General features: G+C 64.9%; 13 protein-coding genes. 9 read left to right on the top strand and 4 right to left on the bottom strand.

Features of this window, described 5'->3' with window-relative positions:
• Positions 1-17: 17 nt before the first annotated feature.
• Complete coding sequence (locus AB5K84_RS12140) at positions 18-1,961, bottom strand: PrkA family serine protein kinase (protein ID WP_011089495.1); 1,944 nt, start codon at positions 1,959-1,961, stop codon at positions 18-20.
• Positions 1,962-2,259: 298 nt separating this feature from the next.
• Positions 2,260-2,943 carry an STM3941 family protein gene (locus AB5K84_RS12135; RefSeq protein ID WP_011089496.1) on the bottom strand — a complete coding sequence of 228 codons (684 nt, stop codon included), beginning with the start codon at positions 2,941-2,943 and terminating at the stop codon, positions 2,260-2,262.
• A gap of 290 nt (positions 2,944-3,233) precedes the next feature.
• Between AB5K84_RS12135 and AB5K84_RS12130 the strand changes: the two genes are divergently transcribed.
• The 6 genes from AB5K84_RS12130 to AB5K84_RS12105 are packed head-to-tail and all read left to right on the top strand — an operon-like array spanning position 3,234 to position 10,734.
• The gene (locus AB5K84_RS12130; RefSeq protein WP_011089497.1) at positions 3,234-6,083 is read left to right on the top strand and encodes a bifunctional transaldolase/phosoglucose isomerase; all 2,850 of its coding nucleotides are present in this window, start codon (positions 3,234-3,236) and stop codon (positions 6,081-6,083) included.
• A gap of 13 nt (positions 6,084-6,096) precedes the next feature.
• Positions 6,097-7,095, top strand: a complete 999-nt coding sequence (gene gnd, locus AB5K84_RS12125; protein ID WP_011089498.1) for a phosphogluconate dehydrogenase (NAD(+)-dependent, decarboxylating) — start codon at positions 6,097-6,099, stop codon at positions 7,093-7,095.
• Between the two features lie 40 nt (positions 7,096-7,135).
• The gene (gene zwf, locus AB5K84_RS12120) at positions 7,136-8,647 is read left to right on the top strand and encodes a glucose-6-phosphate dehydrogenase (RefSeq protein ID WP_011089499.1); all 1,512 of its coding nucleotides are present in this window, start codon (positions 7,136-7,138) and stop codon (positions 8,645-8,647) included.
• Positions 8,647-9,396: a 6-phosphogluconolactonase gene (gene pgl / locus AB5K84_RS12115; protein WP_028174545.1), complete on the top strand. Its 750-nt coding sequence runs from the start codon at positions 8,647-8,649 to the stop codon at positions 9,394-9,396. Before zwf ends, pgl begins: the two co-directional genes overlap by 1 nt.
• The gene (locus AB5K84_RS12110; protein WP_011089501.1) at positions 9,383-9,925 is read left to right on the top strand and encodes a gluconokinase; all 543 of its coding nucleotides are present in this window, start codon (positions 9,383-9,385) and stop codon (positions 9,923-9,925) included. The genes pgl and AB5K84_RS12110 overlap by 14 nt, the downstream gene beginning before the upstream one ends.
• The gene (locus AB5K84_RS12105; protein ID WP_011089502.1) at positions 9,922-10,734 is read left to right on the top strand and encodes a Cof-type HAD-IIB family hydrolase; all 813 of its coding nucleotides are present in this window, start codon (positions 9,922-9,924) and stop codon (positions 10,732-10,734) included. The genes AB5K84_RS12110 and AB5K84_RS12105 overlap by 4 nt, the downstream gene beginning before the upstream one ends.
• A gap of 82 nt (positions 10,735-10,816) precedes the next feature.
• Here AB5K84_RS12105 and AB5K84_RS12100 read toward each other — a convergent pair whose 3' ends face one another.
• Together AB5K84_RS12100 and malQ are read right to left on the bottom strand one after the other, a co-directional pair.
• Positions 10,817-12,622, bottom strand: coding sequence for a glycoside hydrolase family 15 protein (locus AB5K84_RS12100; protein WP_011089503.1), 1,806 nt, complete (start codon positions 12,620-12,622; stop codon positions 10,817-10,819).
• Positions 12,623-12,651: 29 nt separating this feature from the next.
• Positions 12,652-14,613 (bottom strand): 4-alpha-glucanotransferase, encoded by a 1,962-nt coding sequence (malQ, locus tag AB5K84_RS12095; protein WP_011089504.1) that lies wholly within the window; start codon positions 14,611-14,613, stop codon positions 12,652-12,654.
• A 203-nt stretch (positions 14,614-14,816) separates the two neighbouring features.
• Here malQ and AB5K84_RS12090 point away from each other — a divergent pair, with 203 nt between their 5' ends.
• From AB5K84_RS12090 to glgB, 3 genes are read left to right on the top strand one after another with little or no spacing between them, the layout of a single operon-like run.
• The gene (locus AB5K84_RS12090; protein ID WP_011089505.1) at positions 14,817-16,763 is read left to right on the top strand and encodes a maltotransferase domain-containing protein; all 1,947 of its coding nucleotides are present in this window, start codon (positions 14,817-14,819) and stop codon (positions 16,761-16,763) included.
• Between the two features lie 12 nt (positions 16,764-16,775).
• Positions 16,776-20,072 carry a maltose alpha-D-glucosyltransferase gene (treS, locus tag AB5K84_RS12085; protein ID WP_011089506.1) on the top strand — a complete coding sequence of 1,099 codons (3,297 nt, stop codon included), beginning with the start codon at positions 16,776-16,778 and terminating at the stop codon, positions 20,070-20,072.
• Complete coding sequence (glgB, locus tag AB5K84_RS12080) at positions 20,065-22,212, top strand: 1,4-alpha-glucan branching protein GlgB (protein ID WP_038965697.1); 2,148 nt, start codon at positions 20,065-20,067, stop codon at positions 22,210-22,212. Before treS ends, glgB begins: the two co-directional genes overlap by 8 nt.
• Position 22,213: the final 1 nt, after the last annotated feature.

Raw genomic sequence — 22,213 nt, 5'->3', positions numbered from 1 at the left:
GCACTTTTCCATCCGCCTCAACCGGCCTGCTTCACACGCATATACCATTCGACGAGCCGGCGAACCTGACGCTCGGTGTAGCCGCGCTCCACCATGCGTGCGACGAACTCGCCGTGCTTCTTCTCCGTCTCGCCGTCCTTCTTCGACCCGAAGGAGATGACCGGAAGCAGGTCCTCGACCTGGGAGAATATCCGCTTTTCGATCACGTCGCGAATCTTCTCGTAGGAGGTCCAGGTCGGATTCTTGCCGCCGTTCTGGGCCCGCGACCGTAACGAGAATTTGACCACCTCGTTGCGGAAATCCTTGGGGTTGGCGATGCCCGCCGGCTTCTCGATTTTGGTCAGTTCCTGGTTCAACAATTCGCGATCCAGGAGCTGTCCCGTATCGGGATCCTTGAAGTCCTGGTCCTCGATCCAGGCATCGGCATAGTCGACGTAGCGATCGAACAGGTTCTGGCCGTAATCCGAGTAGGATTCGAGATAGGCTTTCTGGATCTCGTTTCCGATGAACTCGGCATAGCGCGGCGCGAGGTCCGCCTTGATGAATTCGAGGTACCGTTTCTCGACTTCCTCGGGCAGCTGCTCGCGCTTGATCGACTGCTCCAGCGCGTACATCAGATGCACGGCGTCGGCGGCGACCTCCTGCGGATCGTGGTTGAAGGTTGCAGCCAGGATCTTGAAGGCAAAGCGCGTGGAGACGCCGTCCATGCCCTCGTCGACGCCGGCGGCATCGCGATATTCCTGGACGCTGCGCGCCTTCGGATCGGATTCCTTCAGGCTCTCACCGTCGTAGACCCGCATCTTGCCAAACACGGTGGAATTCTCGTGCTTGCGCAGGCGCGACATCACCGAGAAACGCGCCATCGTCTCCAGCGTCGACGGCGCACACGGCGCCGACGCCAGCTCGGAGCCCTGGATCAGCTTCTCGTAGATCTTCTGCTCTTCCGTGACCCGCAGGACATAGGGCACCTTGATCACGCAGATGCGGTCGATGAAGGCTTCGTTGTTCTTGTTGGCCTTGAAGCTCGCCCACTCCGCCTCGTTGGAGTGCGCGAGGATGATGCCGGTGAACGGGATCGCACCGATGTTCTCGGTGCCGATGTAGTTGCCTTCCTGCGTCGCCGTGAGCAGCGGGTGCAGCATCTTGATCGGCGCCTTGAACATCTCGACAAATTCGAGGATACCCTGATTGGCGCGGTTGAGACCGCCGGAATAGCTGTAGGCGTCGGGGTCGTTCTGCGCGTAGGTCTCGAGCTTGCGGATGTCGACCTTGCCGACCAGCGAGGAGATGTCCTGGTTGTTCTCGTCACCGGGCTCGGTCTTGGCAATCGCGATCTGGCGCAGCCGCGACGGCTGGATTTTTGCAACCCGGAACTGGGAAATGTCGCCGCCGAAGGCCTCAAGCCGCTTGTAGCACCACGGGCTCATCAATCCGGTGAGGCGCCGGCGCGGAATGCCGTATTTCTCCTCCAGCATCGGCCCGAGCTGATCGGGATCGAACAGGCTGAGCGGGCTCTCGAACACGGGCGAGAGTTCGTCGCCGGCCTTGAGCACGTAGATCGGATGCACTTCCATCAGCGACTTCAGCCGCTCGGCGAGCGAGGATTTGCCGCCGCCGACGGGGCCGAGCAGATAGAGGATCTGCTTGCGCTCCTCCAGGCCCTGCGCCGCGTGCCGGAAGAAACCAACGATGCGCTCGATGGTTTCTTCCATGCCGTAGAAGCCGGCGAAGGCCGGATAGGTACGGATGGTGCGGTTCAAAAAAATACGGCCAAGGCGTGGGTCCTTGGCCGTGTCAATCGTCTGGGGTTCACCGATCGCTGCTAGCAGTCGTTCGGCCGCGTTCGCGTATTTCATGGGATCGCTTCGACACGATTCCAGATATTCCGCCATCGACATGTCGTGCTGGCTTCTCGCCTCGAACGACCGAGCGAAAGCGTTGAATAGAGAATCGTTGTACATGATCCCTCTCCGCGTGAGTTCCGCTACAAGCTGAAACGAAAGCAGTTACCGGACCGTTCCTCAGGCCGTTTCGAATCAGCGTGAGCACATGACGATCATTGGACACCCGGGGGCCGACTCGACGCAACGCACAACGTAGGCAACCAGGTGAGTTACGAACAGGCACCTGCCTGTTATTTATGCGAATCTATGTATATCTTCGCTCATTTCCAGCAAATGTCACTCGGCCGCAACATCCGGGCGTTACCGGGGATCAGCCTATCCGGCGGTGCAGCATAGCCGTCAGCCGGCGGCAGCTTTATGACGCTTGTGCGGCCAAGCCTTGTGAGACCGAACCCGAGCCTTCCGCGCCTTGATCGCAGTCCCGCCGCAATGCGGTGCGTGAATCGCTGGCGGCATGACAGTCGCGGCAGGCGCGCAGCAATGTGTCAAAATCGGTCGCCAGTCCGTCGGGGCGTATGATGATGCGATCGTCCTGCACGCCGCGCGACGTCGACCGGATGTTGGCGCGGATACAGGAGAGCTGCCGCTGCAAGCCCGGCGTCGGCGTCAGCACGATCGTCTTGCGGCCGCGCCGCTCCTCGGTCGAAACCTCCGCAATCGACTCCCACAGCAGAAATTCATTGCCGATGCGGAGATCGCGGATGCCATAGGGGGTGACGATCACCACCGGCCCGCGTTCGGCGGGGAGCATCCAGATCAGCCGGCTGGTGACCAGGCCGAACACCGCGACGCCGGCATAGCCGACCGTCGTGTCGTAGTCGCCGAGGCCGTCCCACCAGTCGACGGCAAGGCCGGCGCTGAGCAGGGTCATCGCAAAGCCCGCCGCGACCAGCAGCCGCAGATACGTCGTGCATGGGTTGATTTCGAGATCGTGGGCCGCGTCGATACCTACGGCCGGCACGACTGATTGCGATCCGTCGGTGACGGCGAGCGGTGGGCCGTCAGGATGTGCGTGCATGCCTTCCCCCAGCATGGCCATTCGCGACCGGGCGATGAAGCATCAGGCGGATCGGAATCCGCCGATGCACTCTGTGCAGCGGCCGGCAGACGTTACGCAACGAGACCTCGACCGAACCTCCCCGGCCAGCGACTTTTTACGCAACACGGCCGCACCCGCCTGGATCGCCATGATCGCGACGGAGTTACACTGGAGGGTATGACGCCTATTCCCTTGATTGGTTCCCTCCCGGGAGCATCTAAGCTAGAGGATAGCGCGTCAGGACCGGCGCGGAAACCCCTCGCCCGCAGGCTTGGAGATAAATAAGTATCATGAATCCCGTCAAAGAACTGGAAAAGCACGGACAAGCCGTCTGGCTGGACTTCCTGGCCCGTGGCTTCATCGCCAAGGGCGACCTCAAGCGGCTGATCGACACCGACGGCGTCAAGGGCGTCACCTCCAATCCGTCGATCTTCGAGAAGGCGATCGGCAGTTCGGACGAGTACGACGCCCCGATCGGCAAGGCGCTGAAGCGCGGCGACCGGAGCGTGGCCGACCTGTTCGAAGCCGTCGCGGTCGAGGACATCCAGAACGCCGCCGACGTGCTCCGCCCGGTCTATGACCGCCTCAAGGGGGGCGACGGCTATGTCAGCCTGGAGGTCTCGCCCTATCTTGCGATGGACACCACCGGGACGGTCGCCGAGGCACGGCGGCTCTGGAAGGACGTCAACCGCAAGAACCTGATGGTTAAGGTGCCGGCGACGCCGGAAGGCCTGCCAGCGATCGAGACGCTCATCGGCGAGGGCATCAGCATCAACATCACGCTGCTGTTCTCCAGGGACGTCTACCTCCAGGTCGCGGAGGCCTATCTCGCCGGCCTCGAGAAATACGTCGCGGGCGGCGGCGATCCGTCGCATGTCGCGAGCGTCGCGAGCTTCTTCGTCAGCCGGATCGACTCGGTGGTCGACAAGCAGCTCGACGAGAAGATCGCGCGCGCCAACGACCCCAGCGAGAAGGAACGGCTTGCCGCGCTGAAGGGCAAGGTCGCCATCGCCAACGCCAAGGTCGCCTACCAGGATTACAAGCGCCTGTTCTCCGGTTCCCGCTGGGACAAGCTCGCCGCCAGGGGCGCCAAGCCGCAGCGCATGCTGTGGGCCTCGACCGGCACCAAGAACAAGGATTACAGCGACGTCCTCTATGTCGAGGAGCTGATCGGCCCCGACACCATCAATACCGTGCCGCCGGCGACGCTGGATGCGTTCCGCGACCACGGCAAGCCGCGCGACAGCCTGGAAGAGAACATCGACGACGCAAGGCGCGTGCTGGAGGAGCTGGAGCGCTCCGGCGTCTCGCTCGACGCGATCACCGAAGAGCTGGTCAAGGATGGCGTCAAGCTGTTCGCCGACGCCGCCGACAAGCTCTACGGCGCCGTTGCGCACAAGCGCGCCACCGTGCTCGGGCCCGCGCTCGACCGCCAGCAGTTGTCGCTCGGCGACGGGCTCGGTAAGGCGGTGGCGAAGAGCACCGAGGAATGGCGCGCGTCGGCCAAGATCCGCAGGCTGTGGCAGCGTGACAAATCGGTCTGGACCGGGGCCGACGAGGACAAATGGCTCGGCTGGCTCGACAGCGCCGCCAAGGCCGACGTCGCCGACTACGAGGACTATGCGAGCCGCGTGAAGGGCCAGAAATTCTCCGATGCGGTCGTGCTCGGCATGGGCGGATCGAGCCTCGGGCCCGAGGTGCTGGCCGAGACCTTTGCGCGAAAGTCAGGCTTTCCGAAGCTGCATGTGCTCGATTCCACGGATCCCGCCCAGGTGCGGGCGATGGAAGCGAAGATCGACATCGCCAACACCGTGTTCATCGTGTCCAGCAAGTCCGGCGGCACCACCGAGCCGAACGCGATGAAGGACTATTTCCACGACCGCGTCGCGCAGGCGGTCGGCCCCAAGGTGAAGACCGGCCACCGCTTCATCGCGGTGACCGATCCCGGCTCGTCGCTGGAGAAATCGGCCAAGACGCTGAACTACGCCCGCATCTTCCACGGCGAGCCCTCGATCGGCGGCCGCTATTCGGTGCTCTCGCCGTTCGGCCTCGTACCGGCGGCGACCGCGGGCATCGACGTCAAGACCTTCGTCAAGCATGCGCTCGCGATGGCCCGCTCCTGCGGACCGGACGTGCCGCCAAGCGAGAATCCCGGCGTGCAGCTCGGCCTTGCCATGGGCCTCGCCGGCCTCGAAGGCCGTGACAAGGTGACGATCCTGTCGTCGAAGAAGATCACCGATTTCGGCGCCTGGGCCGAGCAGCTGATCGCGGAATCGACCGGCAAGGAGGGCAAGGGCCTGATCCCGATCGACGGCGAGCCGCTGGGCGAAGCCGCAGCTTACGGCAACGACCGCTTCTTCATCGACATCCGTACCGAGGGCGAGGCGGACGCCGCCCATGACTCGAAGCTTGCCGCGATCGAAGCGGCCGGCCATCCCGTCGTGCGCATCGTGATGAAGTCGATCGACCATCTCGGTCAGGAGTTCTTCCGCTTCGAGATGGCGACGGCGGTGGCAGGCAGCATCCTCGGCATCAACCCGTTCGACCAGCCGGACGTGGAAGCGGCCAAGATCAAGACCCGCGAGCTCACCGCGTCGTTCGAGAAGACCGGCGCGCTGCCGGCGGAGCAGCCGGTGGTCAGCACCGACGAGGCCGATCTCTATACCGACGAGGCCAACGCCACGGCACTGCGCGCCGCCGGCGCCAACGGCGACCTCACTTCCTGGCTGAAGGCGCATCTCTCGCGCTCGGGCCATGGCGATTATGTCGCCCTGCTCGGCTACATCGCGCGCGACAAGGCCACCATCGACGCGCTTCAGGCGATGCGGCTCGAGGTGCGCGAGAAGCGCCATGTCGCGACCTGCGCCGAGTTCGGACCGCGCTTCCTGCACTCGACGGGACAGGCCTACAAGGGCGGGCCCGACAGCGGCGTGTTCCTCCAGATCACCGCTGACGACGCCAAGGACCTGGCCGTGCCGGGCCAGAAGGCCAGCTTCGGCGTGATCAAGGCGGCGCAGGCGCGCGGCGATTTCGATGTGCTCACCGAGCGCGGGCGGCGCGCATTGCGCGTCCACCTGAAGGGCGGACTCAAGAAGGGTCTCGCGGCGCTCAACGCGGCGCTTAACGACGCGCTGAATTAAGGGAATCTCTCAGATGCAACTCGGCATGATCGGCCTCGGCCGGATGGGCGGCAACATCGTTCGCCGGCTGATGCGCCACGGCCATTCGACCGTGGTCTATGACAAGGACGCCAAGGCCGTCGCCGGCCTTGCCGCAGACGGCGCGGTAGGCTCGGCGACGCTGGAGGAGTTCGTCGCAAAGCTGGAGCGGCCGCGCACGGCCTGGGTGATGCTGCCTGCGGGACGCATCACCGAGACGACGATCGACACGATCGCGGGCGTGATGCAGGAAGGCGACGTCATCATCGACGGCGGCAACACCTTCTGGCAGGACGACGTCCGCCGCGGCAAGGCGCTGAAGGCACGCGGCATCCACTATGTCGACGTTGGCACCTCCGGCGGCGTCTGGGGTCTCGACCGCGGCTATTGCATGATGATCGGCGGCGAGAAACAGGTGGTCGACCGGCTCGATCCGATCTTCGCCGCGCTCGCGCCCGGCGCCGGCGACATTCCGCGCACGGAAGGACGTGAGGGGCGCGATCCCCGCATCGAGCAGGGCTATATCCACGCCGGCCCCGTCGGCGCCGGCCACTTCGTCAAGATGATCCACAACGGCATCGAATACGGCCTGATGCAGGCCTATGCCGAAGGGTTCGACATCCTCAAGAACGCCAACATCGATGCCTTGCCGGCGGACCATCGCTACGATTTCGATCTCGCCGACATCGCAGAAGTCTGGCGGCGCGGCAGCGTGATCCCGTCCTGGCTGCTCGATCTCACCTCGACGGCGCTCGCCGACAGCCCGGCATTGGCGGAATATTCCGGCTTCGTCGAAGATTCCGGCGAAGGCCGCTGGACCGTGAATGCGGCGATCGACGAAGCGGTGCCGGCCGAAGTTCTGACCGCGGCGCTCTACACACGTTTCCGTTCCCGCAAGGAACACACCTTCGCCGAAAAAATTCTCTCCGCGATGCGCGCGGGTTTCGGCGGCCACAAGGAGCCGAAGCAGCCGGGCGCTTCGAAGCCCAAATAAAAGGCGAAGTATCAAGTAACAGAGCGAAGGCCGATCATTCGTGACAAAAGACCCGCAAGCCAAGCGCAAGCCGGAAAATTGCGCCTTCGTCATCTTTGGCGTGACCGGAGACCTTACTCATCGCCTTGTGATGCCCTCGCTCTACAATCTCGCGGCCGAGCACCTGTTACCGGAAAAGTTCTGTGTCGTCGGCGTGGCCCGCAAGGGCCAATCGGATGACGAGCTGCGCAGCAGCCTGTTGAAGGGCCTGCGCCAGTTCGCGACGCGACCCGTGGACGACGATATCGCCCAGAAGCTGCTGCAATGCCTGACCTTCGTCGAGGCCGACCCGAAGGACTCGCCGTCCTTCGACCGCTTGCGCGAGCATCTGGATTCGCTGGAATGCGCGCAGGACACCGGCGGCAACCGGCTGTTCTATCTGGCAACGCCGCCCGCCGCGTTCGCGCCGACCGCGCGCGAGCTCGGCCGCACCGGCATGATGGAGGAGAACGGCGCCTGGCGACGCCTCGTGATCGAAAAGCCGTTCGGCACCGATCTCGCCTCGGCACGCGCGCTGAACGCCGAGCTCCTGAAGATCATGGACGAGCACCAGATCTACCGGATCGATCACTATCTCGGCAAGGAGACGGTGCAGAACATTTTGGTGCTGCGCTTTGCCAACGGCATGTTCGAGCCGATCTGGAATCGCAACCACATCGACCACATCCAGATCACGGTGGAAGAGAAGCTCGGCGTCGGCCATCGCGGCGGCTTCTACGACGCCACCGGCGCGCTGCGCGACATGGTACCGAACCATCTGTTCCAGCTGATGTCGCTGGTCGCGATGGAGCCCCCCGCCCGCTTCGACGCGCATTCCGTGCGCTCCGAGAAGGCCGACGTGCTCACCTCGATCCAGCAGCCCAGCCGGGAAGAGGCGCTGAAGAATTCAGTGCGCGCGCAATATCTCGCCGGCCGCATCGGCGACGAGGAGATCACGGACTATCGCAAGACCGAGGACGTCAAGCCCGGCAGCACCACCGAGACCTTTGTCGCGCTCAAGCTGATGATCGACAATTGGCGCTGGGCCGGCGTCCCCTTCTACTTGCGCACCGGCAAGGCGCTGGGTCACAAGCGCACCGAAGTCGCGATCAAGTTCAAGCAGGCGCCGCTGTCGATGTTTTCGGGCACGGACGTCGACCGCCTGTCGCAGAACTTCCTTACCATCGGCATCGCGCCGACCGAGACCATCGAGCTTCAGTTCAACGCCAAGATTCCGGGCCCGAGCATCACCATCGACGGCGTCGAGATGAAGTTCCGCTATGGCGACTATTTCCGCGTCGATCCCTCGACCGGCTACGAGACGCTGATCTACGACTGCATGATCGGCGACAACATACTGTTCCAGCGCGCCGACGGCATCGAGGCCGGATGGCAGGCGGTGCAGCCGTTCCTGGACGCCTGGAAGAGCGAGGGCACCAACGGCATCGAGACCTATGAAGCCGGCAGCGACGGCCCCGCCTGCGCGGACGAGCTGCTCCGGCGCGACGGACGAAGCTGGCGGAAGTTTTCGTGATGGCGGCGGCCGGCAAGCCGAAGCTGATTGTCGCGGCCGACGCCGAGGCCCTTGCGCAGGCCGCGGCGGAACGGGTGATGGCGCGGATTGGCGCCAATCCGGGGCGTATCGCGATCTGCCTGACCGGCGGCTCGAGCCCGAAAAAGCTCTATCAACTGCTCGGCGGCGATTCCTGGCGTGGAAAAATCCCGTGGGATCGCGTGCACTGGTTCATCGGCGACGAGCGCTTCGTGGCTGAGAACGATCCCCTCAACAACATGGCGGTCGCGCGCGCGACCTTTCTCGACCGCAATGCGCCCTCCGGCCATGTCCACCCGATCCCGACCGCGACTGAGAACCCGGATCAAGGCGCCGCCGCCTATGCGCGCGAGCTGCAGGCCTTCTACGGTTCGGAAAGCCTCGATCCGGCCCGGCCACTGTTCGACCTGGTCTTGATGGGCGCCGGCCCGGACGGCCACACCGCCTCGCTGTTTCCCGGCTATCCCGAGATCGAGGAGAGCAAGCGTTGGGTCGTCGGGGTGCCCAAGGCCAATGTGGCCCCCTTCGTGCCGCGGGTCTCCCTCACCCTGCCCGTCCTTGCGTCCTGCCGCGAAATGCTGTTCGAGATTGCGGGACATGACAAGCAGCCGATCTTGACGCGCCTCCTCAATGGCGAGACTCTGCCGGCTGTACGCGCGCGCTCGAATGGTGAGACCGTCTGGCTGGTCGACCAGGCCGCGCTTCCGGAGGAAATTCGTGGGCCGCGTTGAAGCACCTTGTGCGTTGATCGTGATGGGCGTGTCGGGTTCGGGCAAGAGCACGGTTGCGGAGGCGCTGGGCGAGCGGCTCGGCTGGCGCTTCGAGGACGGCGACAGCTTTCATCCCGCCAGCAATGTCGAGAAGATGAAGGCCGGCCATCCCCTCACCGACGAGGACCGCTGGCCCTGGCTCAACGCCATCGCCGACGAGATCGAACGGGTCTGCAAGAGCGGCAAGCACGTCATCATCGCCTGCTCGGCGCTGAAGCACACCTATCGTGACGTACTGCTGCGGGGGCGCGACGACGTCCGCTTCGTCTTCCTGAAGGGCACGAAGGAGCTGATCGCCGAACGCCTCGCGCACCGCAAGGGCCACTTCATGCCGCCAGGGCTGCTGACGAGCCAGTTCAACACGCTGGAAGCCCCGGAGGCGAGCGAGCACGTCGTCACCGTCTCGATCGACGAAACCGTCGAGGCGATCGTGGACGGCGTCGTGCGGCAATTGAAACTGGGCGGCGCAATACCCAAGGTTCTGCCATGACGCCAATCTCACTCGTGGTCTCCGACGTCGACGGCACGCTGCTGACCAAGGACAAGACGCTGACGGAACGTGCGAGGTCCGCGGTGCAGCGGCTGCACCAGGCTGGCATCGGCTTCACCATCACCTCCAGCCGCCCCGCCATCGGGATGCGCTTCCTGATCGAGCCGCTGGCGCTGTGGCTGCCGGTCGGCCCGTTCAACGGCTCCTCGATCGTCGATCCCGAGATGAAGCCGGTCGAGCAGCACCTCATCCCCGCAGGCGCGGTCGAGCGGTCCTTGCAGATCCTCCGGGAGTTCCGCGCCGACATCTGGCTGTTCACCACCGACAAATGGCTGATCGACAACCCTGGCGGTAAATACGTCGCCCATGAGCAGCACACCATCCGCTCCGATCCGACCATCGTGACGGATTTCTCGCCGTACCTTGCCAGCGCCTGCAAGATCGTCGGTGCCAGCACCGACGCCGCCGGGCTCGAGCGTTGCGAGAAGGCGATGCAGGAGGCGCTCGGCAGCGAGGCGACCGCGGTGCGCTCGCAGACCTATTATCTCGACATCACCCCGCCCGGCTTCAACAAGGGCACCTTCGTCGAGGCGATGGCCAAGCGCCTCGGCATCGCGACCGACACGGTCGCCACCATCGGCGACATGCAGAACGACCTTGCGATGTTCCGCGTCAGCGGCACCTCGATCGCCATGGGCAATGCCACCGACGACGTCAAGGACCGGGCCACCCACGTCACCGCAACCAACGAACAGGACGGTTTTGCGGAGGCAATGGAGATGATCTTGAAGCGGAACGGGGTCGGCTAGGGCTTGATGGCCTCAACTATCGCCTGCCGCTGGGTGCCCACCTCTCCCCAGCGGGGAGAGGTGAAGAACCTGCCGCGCCGATCTACTTCGACCGCTGCATCGCGGGCTTCTCGCTCTCCTGCCTTGCCGCCGATAGATTATGCGCGGTGTTGACCAGCGCGATGTGGGTCAGCGCCTGCGGGAAGTTGCCGGTCTGGCGGCCCGCCACGGAATCGTATTCCTCGGCCAATAGCCCGACGTCGTTGGCAAGGGCGGCCACGCGGTCGAACAGCACCTGCGCCGTGTCGAGATCGCCCGACAGCACATAGGCATCGGCGAGCCAGAGGGTGCAAGCCAGGAACGCGCCCTCGATCGGCTGCTTTTCCTCGGACACCTCGCGCGGATCGTGCCGCAGCACGAAGCCGTCGCGCATCAGGTGCTTTTCGACGGCCGCGATGGTACCGCGGATGCGCGGGTCCTCCGCCGGCAGGAAGCCGACCGCCGGCACCAGCAGCACGCTGGCGTCGAGCAGCTTTGAGCCGTAGGACTCGACGAAGGCATTTTCCTCCGCGTCGAAGCCATTGTTGCAGACGTCGCGGTGAATGGCCTCGCGCAGCGCGCGCCAGTGCAGCAGCGGCGCCTTGAAGCCAAAGGTCTCGGCGCTCTTGATGCCGCGGTCGAAGGCGACCCAGGTCATCACCTTGGAGAAGACGTAGTGCTTCGGCTCGCCGCGCCGCTCCCAGATGCCGTGGTCGGGCTGGTCCCAGACCTCGGCGAGATGATTGAGCACCGCGCATTCCAGCGCCCAGGTCGCTTCGTCATTGAGCTTGAGCCTGGCCATGCGCGACTGGTGGAAGGCGTCGATCAGCTCGCCATAGACGTCGAGCTGCAGCTGTGCATGCGCGGCATTGCCGACGCGGACCGGCTGGGCGCCCTCATAGCCGTCGAGCCAGCGCGCCTCCCATTCCAACAGGCGCCGCTGGCCCCAGATGCCGTACATGATCTGCATGTTCGCCGGCGAGCCGGCGGCGGCGCGCAAGAGCCAATTGTGCCAGGCCAAGGCCTCCTCGGTATAACCCGAGTTCATCAGCGCCAGCAGCGTGAAGGTGGCATCGCGCAGCCAGCAGAAGCGGTAGTCCCAGTTCCTGCTGCCGCCGAGCTTCTCGGGCAGCGAGGTCGTGGGCGCCGCGACGATGCCGCCGGTCGGGCCGAAGGTCAGCGCCTTCAGCGTGATCAGCGAACGCATGATGAGATCGTGATACTCGCCGTCCCGCGTGCAGCGGCTGCACCAGTCCTTCCAGAATTTTTCGGTCTCCTGGAGCGCGATCTCCGGATCGATCGGCTCGGGCGGGTCGAGGTGCGAGGGGCCATAGGTCAGCACGAACGGCACGGTCTCGCCGGCCTTCACCTCGAATTCGGCAACCGTCGTCAGGTCCTCGCCGCGGGTCCCGACCGGCGTGCGCAGCACGGTCATGTCCTGGCCGGCGACCGCCAGCAGCGAACCGTCCTTGCAACGGCGCACCCAGGGAATGTCGATGCCAAAGCCGAAGCGGATCACGAGCTCCATCCGCAGCTTCACCGTACCGCTGACGCCGCGGACCAGCCGCACGACGTCGGACGCCTTGCCGCGCGGCGGCATGAAGTCGATCAAGGCGACAATGCCGCTCCTGGTCTCAAACCGCGTTTCGAGGATGAGGGTATCGCCGAGATAGCGGCGTGACGTCGTGGTGACGTCCCCGGCCGGTGCGATCTGCCAGCGGCCGTTCTTGCGCGTGCCGAGGATTGCGGCAAAGCAGGCGTCGGAATCGAAGGCGGGCCAGCACAGCCAGTCGATCGAGCCGTCGCGCCCGACCAGCGCCGCGGTCTCGCAGTCGCCGATCAGCGCATAGTCCTCGATCCTCTGAGACACTGTCGTGCGAGCCTAAAAACCCCGGCGGACTAACTCCCGCCGAGCAACGAACGTTCCCGCGTCGCCGCTCTCAAGGCCGTGAGATCGACCTTCGAGGCGATCTTGTCGAGCGTGACAGGCAGGCGCTGCCGCCAGTTCGGATGCTCGTCGATCGTGCCGGGAATGTTGGGCTGGTCGATCACGCCGAGCAGATCCTCCAGCGACACCGCGAGCAGCCGCGAGGGCGTGCGCGACAGGAAGGCGAGCACCGAATAGAGATCGTTGGCGTTGATGCCGTTCTGGCGCAGGATCTCATCGAGCATGCCGAGCGCATGCCAGCGGGCCTTGTCGTCCTCGCCGGGATCGAGCCCGAGCGACAGCTTCATCTTGAGATCGCTGAAGGAGCGCCAACCCGCATAGGTGCAGAGGTCGTGCGTGTTCAGCGTCACCAGCGCGTTCGGCCGGTAATAGTCGATGTTGCGGAAGTGGCCGGCATCGTCGCGCTCGAACATCATGACGAGGTAGGACCAGATGCCGAAATCCTGCATGGTCTCGCGAAAACCTTCCGGCACCGTGCCGAGGTCTTCGCCGATCACGATGCACTTATGGGCCGCGCTCTCGCGCGCCACGGCGCCCAGCAGCGCCTCGAACGGCATCTGCACATAGGCGCCGTTGTCGGGCTTGAAGCCGCGCGGCACGAGATAGAGCCGCTTCAGCCCGAGCACGTGATCGATCCGGATGGCGCCGGCATGGCGCATCGAGGCGGCCAGCATGTCGGCGAACGGCACGAAGGATTGCGCCTCCAGGCCGCCGGCATTGAAGCCGGCAAGACCCCAGTCCTGGCCGACCGTGTTGAGCACGTCGGGCGGCGCGCCGACGGCGAGATGGCGCGAAATCGCCGTCTGCTCGTTCCAGGCATCGAAGCCGTTGGACTGCACGCCGACGGCAACGTCGAGATAAAGCCCGACCCGCATGCCGAGCTGGCCGGCCAGCTCCTTGGCCGCGTGCAATTGGCTATCGGCGGTCCATTGCACGAATTCGACGAACTCGACCTCGCGCTTGTCAGGACCGTTGCGCAGCCGGGCGCATTTTGTCTCGTCGGGCTGCCGCCACTCGGGCGGCCATTCCCACCACGGCCCGGTGAAGCGATGCCGCAGCACCTCGAAGCAGGCAAAGCGGGACAACAGCGGCGCGCGGTCCGCGCGGAAGGCGTCGAACTGATTGCGGCGGACGCCGCTCGCGCTCCGCACGAAGCTGTTAAAGGCAGCGCGCAGGGCGAGCCATTTCAGCGCCGCCATGTCGGCATAGGGGACGCGATCGCCTTCGCGCAGCCGCGCGGCGGTCGCGGCCGCATCGGGGACGAGGTCCGCGGAAAATTCCGGGATCGCCTCGACGTCGATGTAGAGCGGATTGAGAAACAGCCGGCTGTTCGGCGAATAGGGGCTGCAATCGGCCGGGTGGTCGTCGAACAACACGTGCAGCGGATTGAGGCCGACGCCGTCGGCCCCGAGCTGTTTTGCGAGCCGGACGAGATCGGCAAGGTCGGTGAAATCGCCGATGCCCCAGTTGCGCTCCGAGCGGACGCCGTAGAGCTGCACGGCGAGCAGCCAGCCGCGGTCGAAATCGCCGCCGAAGGCGCGCTCTGGCGCCACGATCATCGGCACCTCTTCGGTCACGCCCTCGGCATCGGTCAGCGTCAAGCGGTGGTAGCCGAGCGGCAGGCCGGCGGGCCAGGCGATGACGGGCTCGCGCGTCTCGCCTTGTGCGATCACGTTGCCGTTGCCGGCGATTTTCCATTGCAGCGGCGGAGCGCCGGTGGCCGCCAATTCCGTCCGCGGATGTCCCAGGGCGCGAACCACCACGGGCCCGCTGACGAAGCGATAAACCCGCTTCTCCGGCAGGGCGTCGAGGATGGATTTGAGCGCCACGGGATCGGTGACCCGCAGCTTTCCGAGGGCGTCCACGAATTCGGACTGAACACCCTTGATCTGGGCTTGAGCTAAAAGATCCATTCGGCACGCAGCTTGCAGGCCATTGTGTGGCCGGGGGCAGGGATTTTAACGAGGTGGCGGAAGACGTTAGTCAGGGGTAACTCAAAAACGGGCCTGCCGTTCCCAGGCGGAACTAATGACACACAAGCGGCTTTCTATATAGGTATCAAGCGTAGGTTCCCGACAAGGGAAACGGGCCCTGCTTTCTTGTCAATGGCATCACCGTGAACAAGACAATTCAAACTGTCGAAAGTGCCGCAGCCGGCAGCGCTTTCCTCATCGAAGACGTCTATCCCTTGATCGACGGCGGCCGTTTCGCCGTGAAGCGGATCGCGGGCGAGTGCGTCGAGGTGTGGGCCGACATCTACCGCGACGGCGAGGCCGTGGTCGGCGCCGCGCTGATCTGGCGACGCGAGCAGGACCGGGAATGGCGGAGCGAGCCGATGATCCATCACGGCAATGACCGTTGGTCCGGCGCGTTCACGCCCGTCGAGCCCGGCCAATATCTCTACGCGATCGAGGCCTGGACCGACGAGTTCGCGACTTGGTCTCACGCGGTCGCGCGCAAGCGGCTGTCCGGCGCCGATGTCAGCCTCGACGCCATCGAGGGCGCCGGGCTCCTGACCAAGGCGCATGGCGCGCGGCAGGACGCCGCGGCGGTGATCGTCAGACAATGCGAGGACTATCTTCAGACCGGCGATGTCACCCCGCTGCTCTCAACCGAGCTCGGCAGCGCCATGGCCGAGAGCCAGTCGCGGCCCGACCTCACGCGCTCGCCGCTCTTCCCGCTGATCGCCGACCGCGACAAGGCGCGCTTTGGCGCCTGGTATCAGATGATGCCGCGCAGCCAGGGCCGGATCCCCGGCCGGCACGGCACGCTGCGCGACTGCATCGCGCGCGTGCCCGATATCGCCGCGATGGGCTTCGACGTGCTCTACTTCACGCCGGTCCACCCGATCGGGCATAACAGGCGCAAGGGCCGCAACAATGCGCCGGTGGCGACCGCAGGCGAACCCGGCTCGCCCTATGCGATCGGCACCGCCGAGGGCGGACACGATGCACTGCATCCCGAGCTCGGCACCATCGAGGATTTCCGCGCGCTGGTTGCGACCTGCCTGGAATACGGCCTCGAGCTCGCGCTCGATTTCGCCGTGCAATGCTCGCCGGACCATCCCTGGCTGACGCAGCATCCGGAATGGTTCAAATGGCGGCCGGACCGCTCGGTGCGGACGGCTGATGGCCCCTATTCGGACATCGTCATCCCCGATTTCGCCTCCGTCGACCGGGCCGGGCTGTGGAATGCGTTCCGCGACGCGATGCTGTTCTGGATCGACCATGGTGTCACCATCTTCGCCATCGACAATCACGATACCGCGCCGCTTCCGTTCTGGGAGTGGCTGATCCGCGACATCCGCCGCCGGCATCCCGAGGTGATCCTGTTCTCGAAGACGTATGCACGGCCGAAGCTGATGAATGGCCTCGCCAAGCTCGGCTTCGCGCAGTCCTTCACCTATTTTCCCTGGCGCACGTCGAAGTGGGAGGTGGAGCAATATCTCGGCGAGCTGACGCGTTATCCCGAGCGCGACTTCTATCGCCCGAACCTGTTCGTGAACACGCCGGACCTGCTGCCCTTTCATCTCCAGAGTGGCGAAGCCTGGGCCTTCAAGTCGCGGCTCGCGCTGGCCGCGACGCTGTCGGGCAATTACGGGATCTATAGCGGCTTCGAATTGCTCGAACACGAAGCCATCCCCGGCCGCGAGGAATATCTCGATTCCGAGAAGTACCAGATCAAGCAGCGCGACTGGGACAAGCCGGGCAACATCAAGCCCTACATCGCCGCTCTCAACCGCATCCGCAACGACAATGCGGCACTCCAGCAGACGGCGAATTTGCGGTTTCTCGGCATCGAGGACGGCGAGACGATCAGCTTCGTGAAAGAGGCGACCGATCCGGCCAACGCCGTCGTCGCCGCCATCGCCCTCACGCGCGATGCGCGCGAATTCTGGTTGCCGCTCGGCGACCTCACCATCGACGCCGGCGGCCAGCGCCGCCACGTCACCGCACTCGAAAATCTCCTCACCGGCGAACAGTCCCGCATCGAATGGGGCGGGATCAGGTTGCGTATCGATCCCGACCGCGATCCGGCGCTGCTGTTCCGCTGCCTGGCGTAAAGGCTTAACGCCATGAATGTTCTGTCTTCCGTCGATACCAAGAAGATTGAGGCTGCCGAGGTCGTGGATGAGCTCTGGTACAAGGACGCCATCATCTACCAGCTGCACGTCAAGGCGTTTGCGGACAGCAACAATGACGGCATCGGGGACTTCGCCGGCCTGACCGAGAAGCTGCCCTATCTCCAGGAGCTCGGCGTCACCGCGCTGTGGCTGCTGCCGTTCTATCCCTCGCCCGGGCGCGACGACGGCTACGACATCGCGGACTACGGCTCGGTCAATCCCGATTTCGGGACGATGAAGGACTTCAAGCGCTTCATCCAGGAGGCGCAGAAGCGCGGCTTGCGCGTCATCACCGAGCTTGTCGTCAACCACACCTCGGACCAGCACAAATGGTTCAAGCGTGCGCGCCGCAGCCATCCGGGCTCGAGCGCCCGCAACTGGTACGTCTGGAGTGACACCGACCAGAAATACCAGGGCACGCGCATCATCTTCACCGACACGGAAAAGTCGAACTGGACCTGGGATCACGAGGCCGGCGCCTTCTACTGGCACCGCTTCTTCTCGCACCAGCCGGACCTCAATTTCGACAATCCGCGCGTGGTCAGCGCGCTCATCCAGGTGATGAAGCGCTGGCTGGACGCCGGCGTCGACGGCTTCCGGCTGGATGCCATTCCCTATCTCTGCGAGCGCGAGGGCACTTCGAACGAGAACCTCCCCGAGACGCATGCGATCATCAAGCGTCTGCGCCAGGAGCTGGATTCCTACTCCAAGGGCAAGCTGCTGCTGGCCGAGGCCAATCAATGGCCGGAGGACGTGCAGGAATATTTCGGCCGTGGCGACGAGTGCCACATGGCCTACCACTTCCCGCTGATGCCGCGCATCTACATGGCGATCGCGCAGGAGGACCGCTTCCCGATCACCGACATCCTGCGCCAGACGCCGGACATTCCGGCAAGCTGCCAATGGGCGCTGTTCCTGCGCAACCACGACGAGCTGACGCTGGAAATGGTCACCGACGTCGAGCGCGACTATCTCTGGACCACCTACGCCAACGACCCGCGCGCCCGCATCAATGTCGGCATCCGCCGGCGCCTCGCGCCGCTGATGGACAACGACCGCCGCAAGATCGAGCTGATGAACTCGCTCTTGCTGTCGTTCCCCGGTACGCCGATCATCTATTACGGCGACGAGATCGGGATGGGCGACAACATCTATCTCGGCGACCGCAACGGCGTGCGCACGCCGATGCAGTGGAGCCCGGACCGCAACGGCGGCTTCTCGCGCTGCGACCCGGCCCGTCTCTACGCGCCGCTGATCATGGATCCGGTCTACGGCTATGAATCGGTGAACGTGGAGGCGCAATCGCGCAGCCTGTCCTCGCTGCTCAGCGCCACCAAGCGGCTGATCTCGGTGCGCAAGTCGACGCTCGCCTTCGGCCGCGGCACCATGACCTTCATCCGCCCGGCCAACCGCGCCGTGCTGGCCTATGTCCGGCAGTACCACGACGAGGTGATCCTCTGCGTTGCCAACCTCTCGCGGGCGGCGCAGGCGACCGAGCTCGACCTGTCGCCGTGGAAGGACCGCATCCCGCAGGAGATGCTCGGCCGCACCCGCTTCCCGCCGATCGGCGAGCTGCCCTACATGATCACGCTGGGGCCGTACGGCTTCTACTGGTTCCATCTCATGGAGCGCGACAAGTCCGAGCCGGTGACGCCGCGCGCGGTGCCGGAATTCGAAACGCTGGTGGTGCCGGTCAACTCGACCTGGGTGTCGCTGGCGCGCGAGCGCGGCGTGTTCGAGCACGATGTGCTGCCGGGATTCCTGTCGCGGACACGCTGGTATCCCGAGCACGATCCCAAGCACATCAAGCCGACGCTGACCTCGGCGGTGCCGTTCTGCGACATCGGCGACAACCGGCCCTGGATCGCGTTCTTCGAGGCGGCGCAACAGGACGCCGTTGCGACCCGCTACGTGCTGCCGATGCAGATCGAATGGGTGCGCTTCGACCGCGAGCGCTTCAACCCGAAGGCGCTCGCCGCCGTGCGCCAGGGCGCGCGCGAAGGTACGCTGCTCGACGTCGCGACCGACCAGATCTTCATCGGCTTGTTCCTGCGCAACCTGTCGCAGAACCTGGTGGTGGAAGAGAACAATCTGCGGCTGGAGTTCAAGGCGACCAGCCGGTTTGCCGACTACACCATCAAGGAGCCCGGACGCATCCGCGCGATCGAGCAGTCGAACAGCACCGCGCTGGTCGACAACCAGTACGTCGCCAAGATCTATCGCCAGCTCGAAGGAGGCACCAATCCCGAGATCGAGATCGGCCACTACCTCACGGAAGTCGCCCGCTTTGCCAATACGCCGGCGCTGCTCGGCAGCGTCGAGCTGGTCGAGGGCGATCAGCGCAGCACACTCGGCGTGCTGCATGCCTATGTCGAGAACCAGGGCGACGGCTGGGCGGTGACCACGGGCTATCTCGACCGCTATATCGACGAGCAGCGCGTCTTGTCGGCGGGCGAAGCGCCGCGCGAGACCCAGGAGCAGTCGCCCTACCTGCACTTCGTCATGCAGATCGGCCGGCGCCTCGCCGAGCTGCATGTCGCTCTGGCCGCGGCAAGGCCTGACGATCTCGCTCCGGAGCCGATCGGCTCCGCCCACATCAGGCACTGGGTCTCCGACCTCAAGGCACGCGCCGGGCGGGTTTTCGAGCGACTGGCCGACAGCCGCGACGGCCTGCGGGAAGCGGACCGGCCGCTGATCGACCAGCTCACGGCGCTGCGCACGAGCCTGCCCGACCGCCTGAATGCGCTCTTGCCATCCGACATCGACGGGTTGAACATCCGTCATCATGGCGACTTCCGCCTCGGGCAAATTCTGATCGTGAAGGACGATATCTGCATCATCGACTTCGACGGCGATCCGCGTCTGCCGCTGGCCGACAAGCGGCGCAAGCTGCCTGCCGCACGCGACGTCGCCGGTCTGATCCGCTCGATCGATCTTTCGGTGAACGTGGCGCTTGGCCGGGCCCTGTCAGGAGGCACTGACGAGCAGAGCCGGCTTGTAGCCGCGCTCAGTGAATGGCGCGAGCGCGCCACCACGACCTTCCTGTCCGCCTATCGCGAGGCCATGACCGATCGGCGGCTGTGGCCGGAAGATCCGCAATCCGCGGAAGGCCTGTTAAGGTTTTTCCTGCTTGATCAAGCGTTCGACGAAGTAGAGTACGAGCTGTCCCACCGGCCTGAGGGGCTCCATGCGCCGCTGACCGGACTGCTTCGCATTCTGTCCAATGCCGAGAGCGAAGCCCATGCCTAAACTACCTGCCGAGGCCTACGCGATCATCGAGGGCCGCCACGCCGACCCCTTCCACTATCTCGGGCTGCATCCCGAGGGCGGCAAGAGCGTGGTGCGCGCCTTTCTGCCCGAGGCCTCCAATGTCGAGGCGGTTGGCGAGCACGGCGAGGTCGCCCGGCTCGACCGCGTCCACGACGCAGGCCTGTTCGTCGGCGCCTTGCCGAACGGCTCGAAGCATTACCAGCTACGCGCCAAATTCGGCGACAGCATCGTCGAGTTCGAGGACGCCTACCGCTTTCCGCCGATCCTGACCGATTTCGACCTCTATCTGCTCGGCGAAGGCACCCATCAGCGCCTCTATGACAAGCTCGGCGCGCATCCGATGACGCTCGACGGCGTCGACGGCATCGGCTTCGTGGTGCTGGCGCCGAATGCGCGGCGCGTGTCCGTGGTCGGCGATTTCAATTTCTGGGATTCGCGGCGCCATCCGATGCGGGTGCGCGGCAGCGGCTATTGGGAATTGTTCATCCCGCACGCCAAGCGGGGCGATCACTACAAGTTCGACATCGTCGGGCCACACGGCCATCAGCTGCCGCTGAAATCCGATCCGATGGCGTTCGCGAGCGAGGTGCGTCCGAAGACGGCCTCCATCGTGTTCGACGAGGCGCACCTGCCGCGGCCGCGCCCGGCGCCTGACGGCATCAATGCGCTGTCGGCGCCGATGTCGATCTACGAGGTCCATCTCGGCTCGTGGCGGCGCAAGGGCGACAATGAATGGCTCACCTACCGCGAGCTGGCCGAGCAGCTGCCGGCCTATGCCCGCGACATGGGGTTTACGCATCTCGAATTCCTCCCCGTCAGCGAGCACCCGTTCGACGGCTCCTGGGGCTATCAGCCGACCGGCCTCTATGCACCGACCAGCCGGTTCGGCACGCCGGAGGATTTTGCCGCACTGGTCGACGCCTGCCACCGCGAAGGCGTCGGCGTGCTGCTCGACTGGGTGCCCGGCCATTTCCCGGACGATCCGCACGGGCTCGGCAGCTTCGACGGCACCTCGCTGTACGAGCACGCCAACCCGCTGCAGGGCCGGCATCTCGACTGGGGCACGCTGATCTACAATTACGGCCGCACCGAAGTGACGAACTTCCTGGTGTCGAACGCGCTGTTCTGGCTGGAGCGCTACGCGATCGACGGCCTGCGCGTCGATGCCGTCGCATCGATGCTCTATCTCGACTACAGCCGCCCGCCCGGCGCCTGGATTCCGAACCAGTATGGCGGACGGGAGAACATCGAGGCGATCGCGTTCCTGCGCCGCTTCAACACCGAACTGTTCGCCCGCTTTCCGCAGGCAACCACGGCGGCGGAAGAATCCACGGCGTGGCCGCAAGTCTCGCGCCCGGTCGAATTCGGCGGGCTCGGCTTCGGCTACAAGTGGAACATGGGCTGGATGCACGACACGCTGAACTACATCAGCAAGGATCCGATTCACCGCAAGCATCATCACGGCGAGATCCTGTTCGGCCTGCACTATGCCTTCTCGGAAAATTTCATCCTGCCGCTGTCGCATGACGAGGTCGTGCACGGCAAGCGCTCGATCCTGGGCCGCATGCCCGGCGACGAATGGCAGCGCTTCGCGAACCTGCGTGCCTATTACAGCTTCATGTTCGGCCATCCCGGCAAGAAGCTCTTGTTCATGGGCGCCGAGATCGCGCAAAGCCGCGAATGGAATCACGACCAGTCGCTCGACTGGCACCTGCTCGAATACAAATATCACTCGGGCATCCAGGCGCTGATCCGCGACCTCAACCGGCTCTATCGCGCGGTGCCGGCGCTGCACCAGATGGACTGCGACCAGGCCGGTTTCGAATGGCTCATTACCGACGACGCCAATCGCAACGTGTTCGCCTGGCTGCGCAAGGGGCTCGACGAGCACGCGCGCTGCCTCGTGATCGTCAACTTCTCCCCCAACGTCTATCGCAACTATCGCGTTCGCGTGCCCTTTGCCGGCAAGTGGAAAGAGGTGCTCAACTCGGACTCCGCCCATTATGGCGGCAGCAATGTCGGGAACATCGGCGAGGTTCATGCCGTCGACGGCAAGACGCCCGAGCTCCGCCTCACCATTCCGCCGCTCGCCGCGATCTTCCTCGTTCCGGAAAGCTGAC

This window comes from Bradyrhizobium sp. 1200_D9_N1_1, from assembly GCF_052075915.1.
GTDB lineage: Bacteria > Pseudomonadota > Alphaproteobacteria > Rhizobiales > Xanthobacteraceae > Bradyrhizobium > Bradyrhizobium diazoefficiens.
The sequence above is the reverse complement of the archived record's forward strand: the minus strand, read 5'-3'. Positions and strand labels throughout refer to the sequence as shown.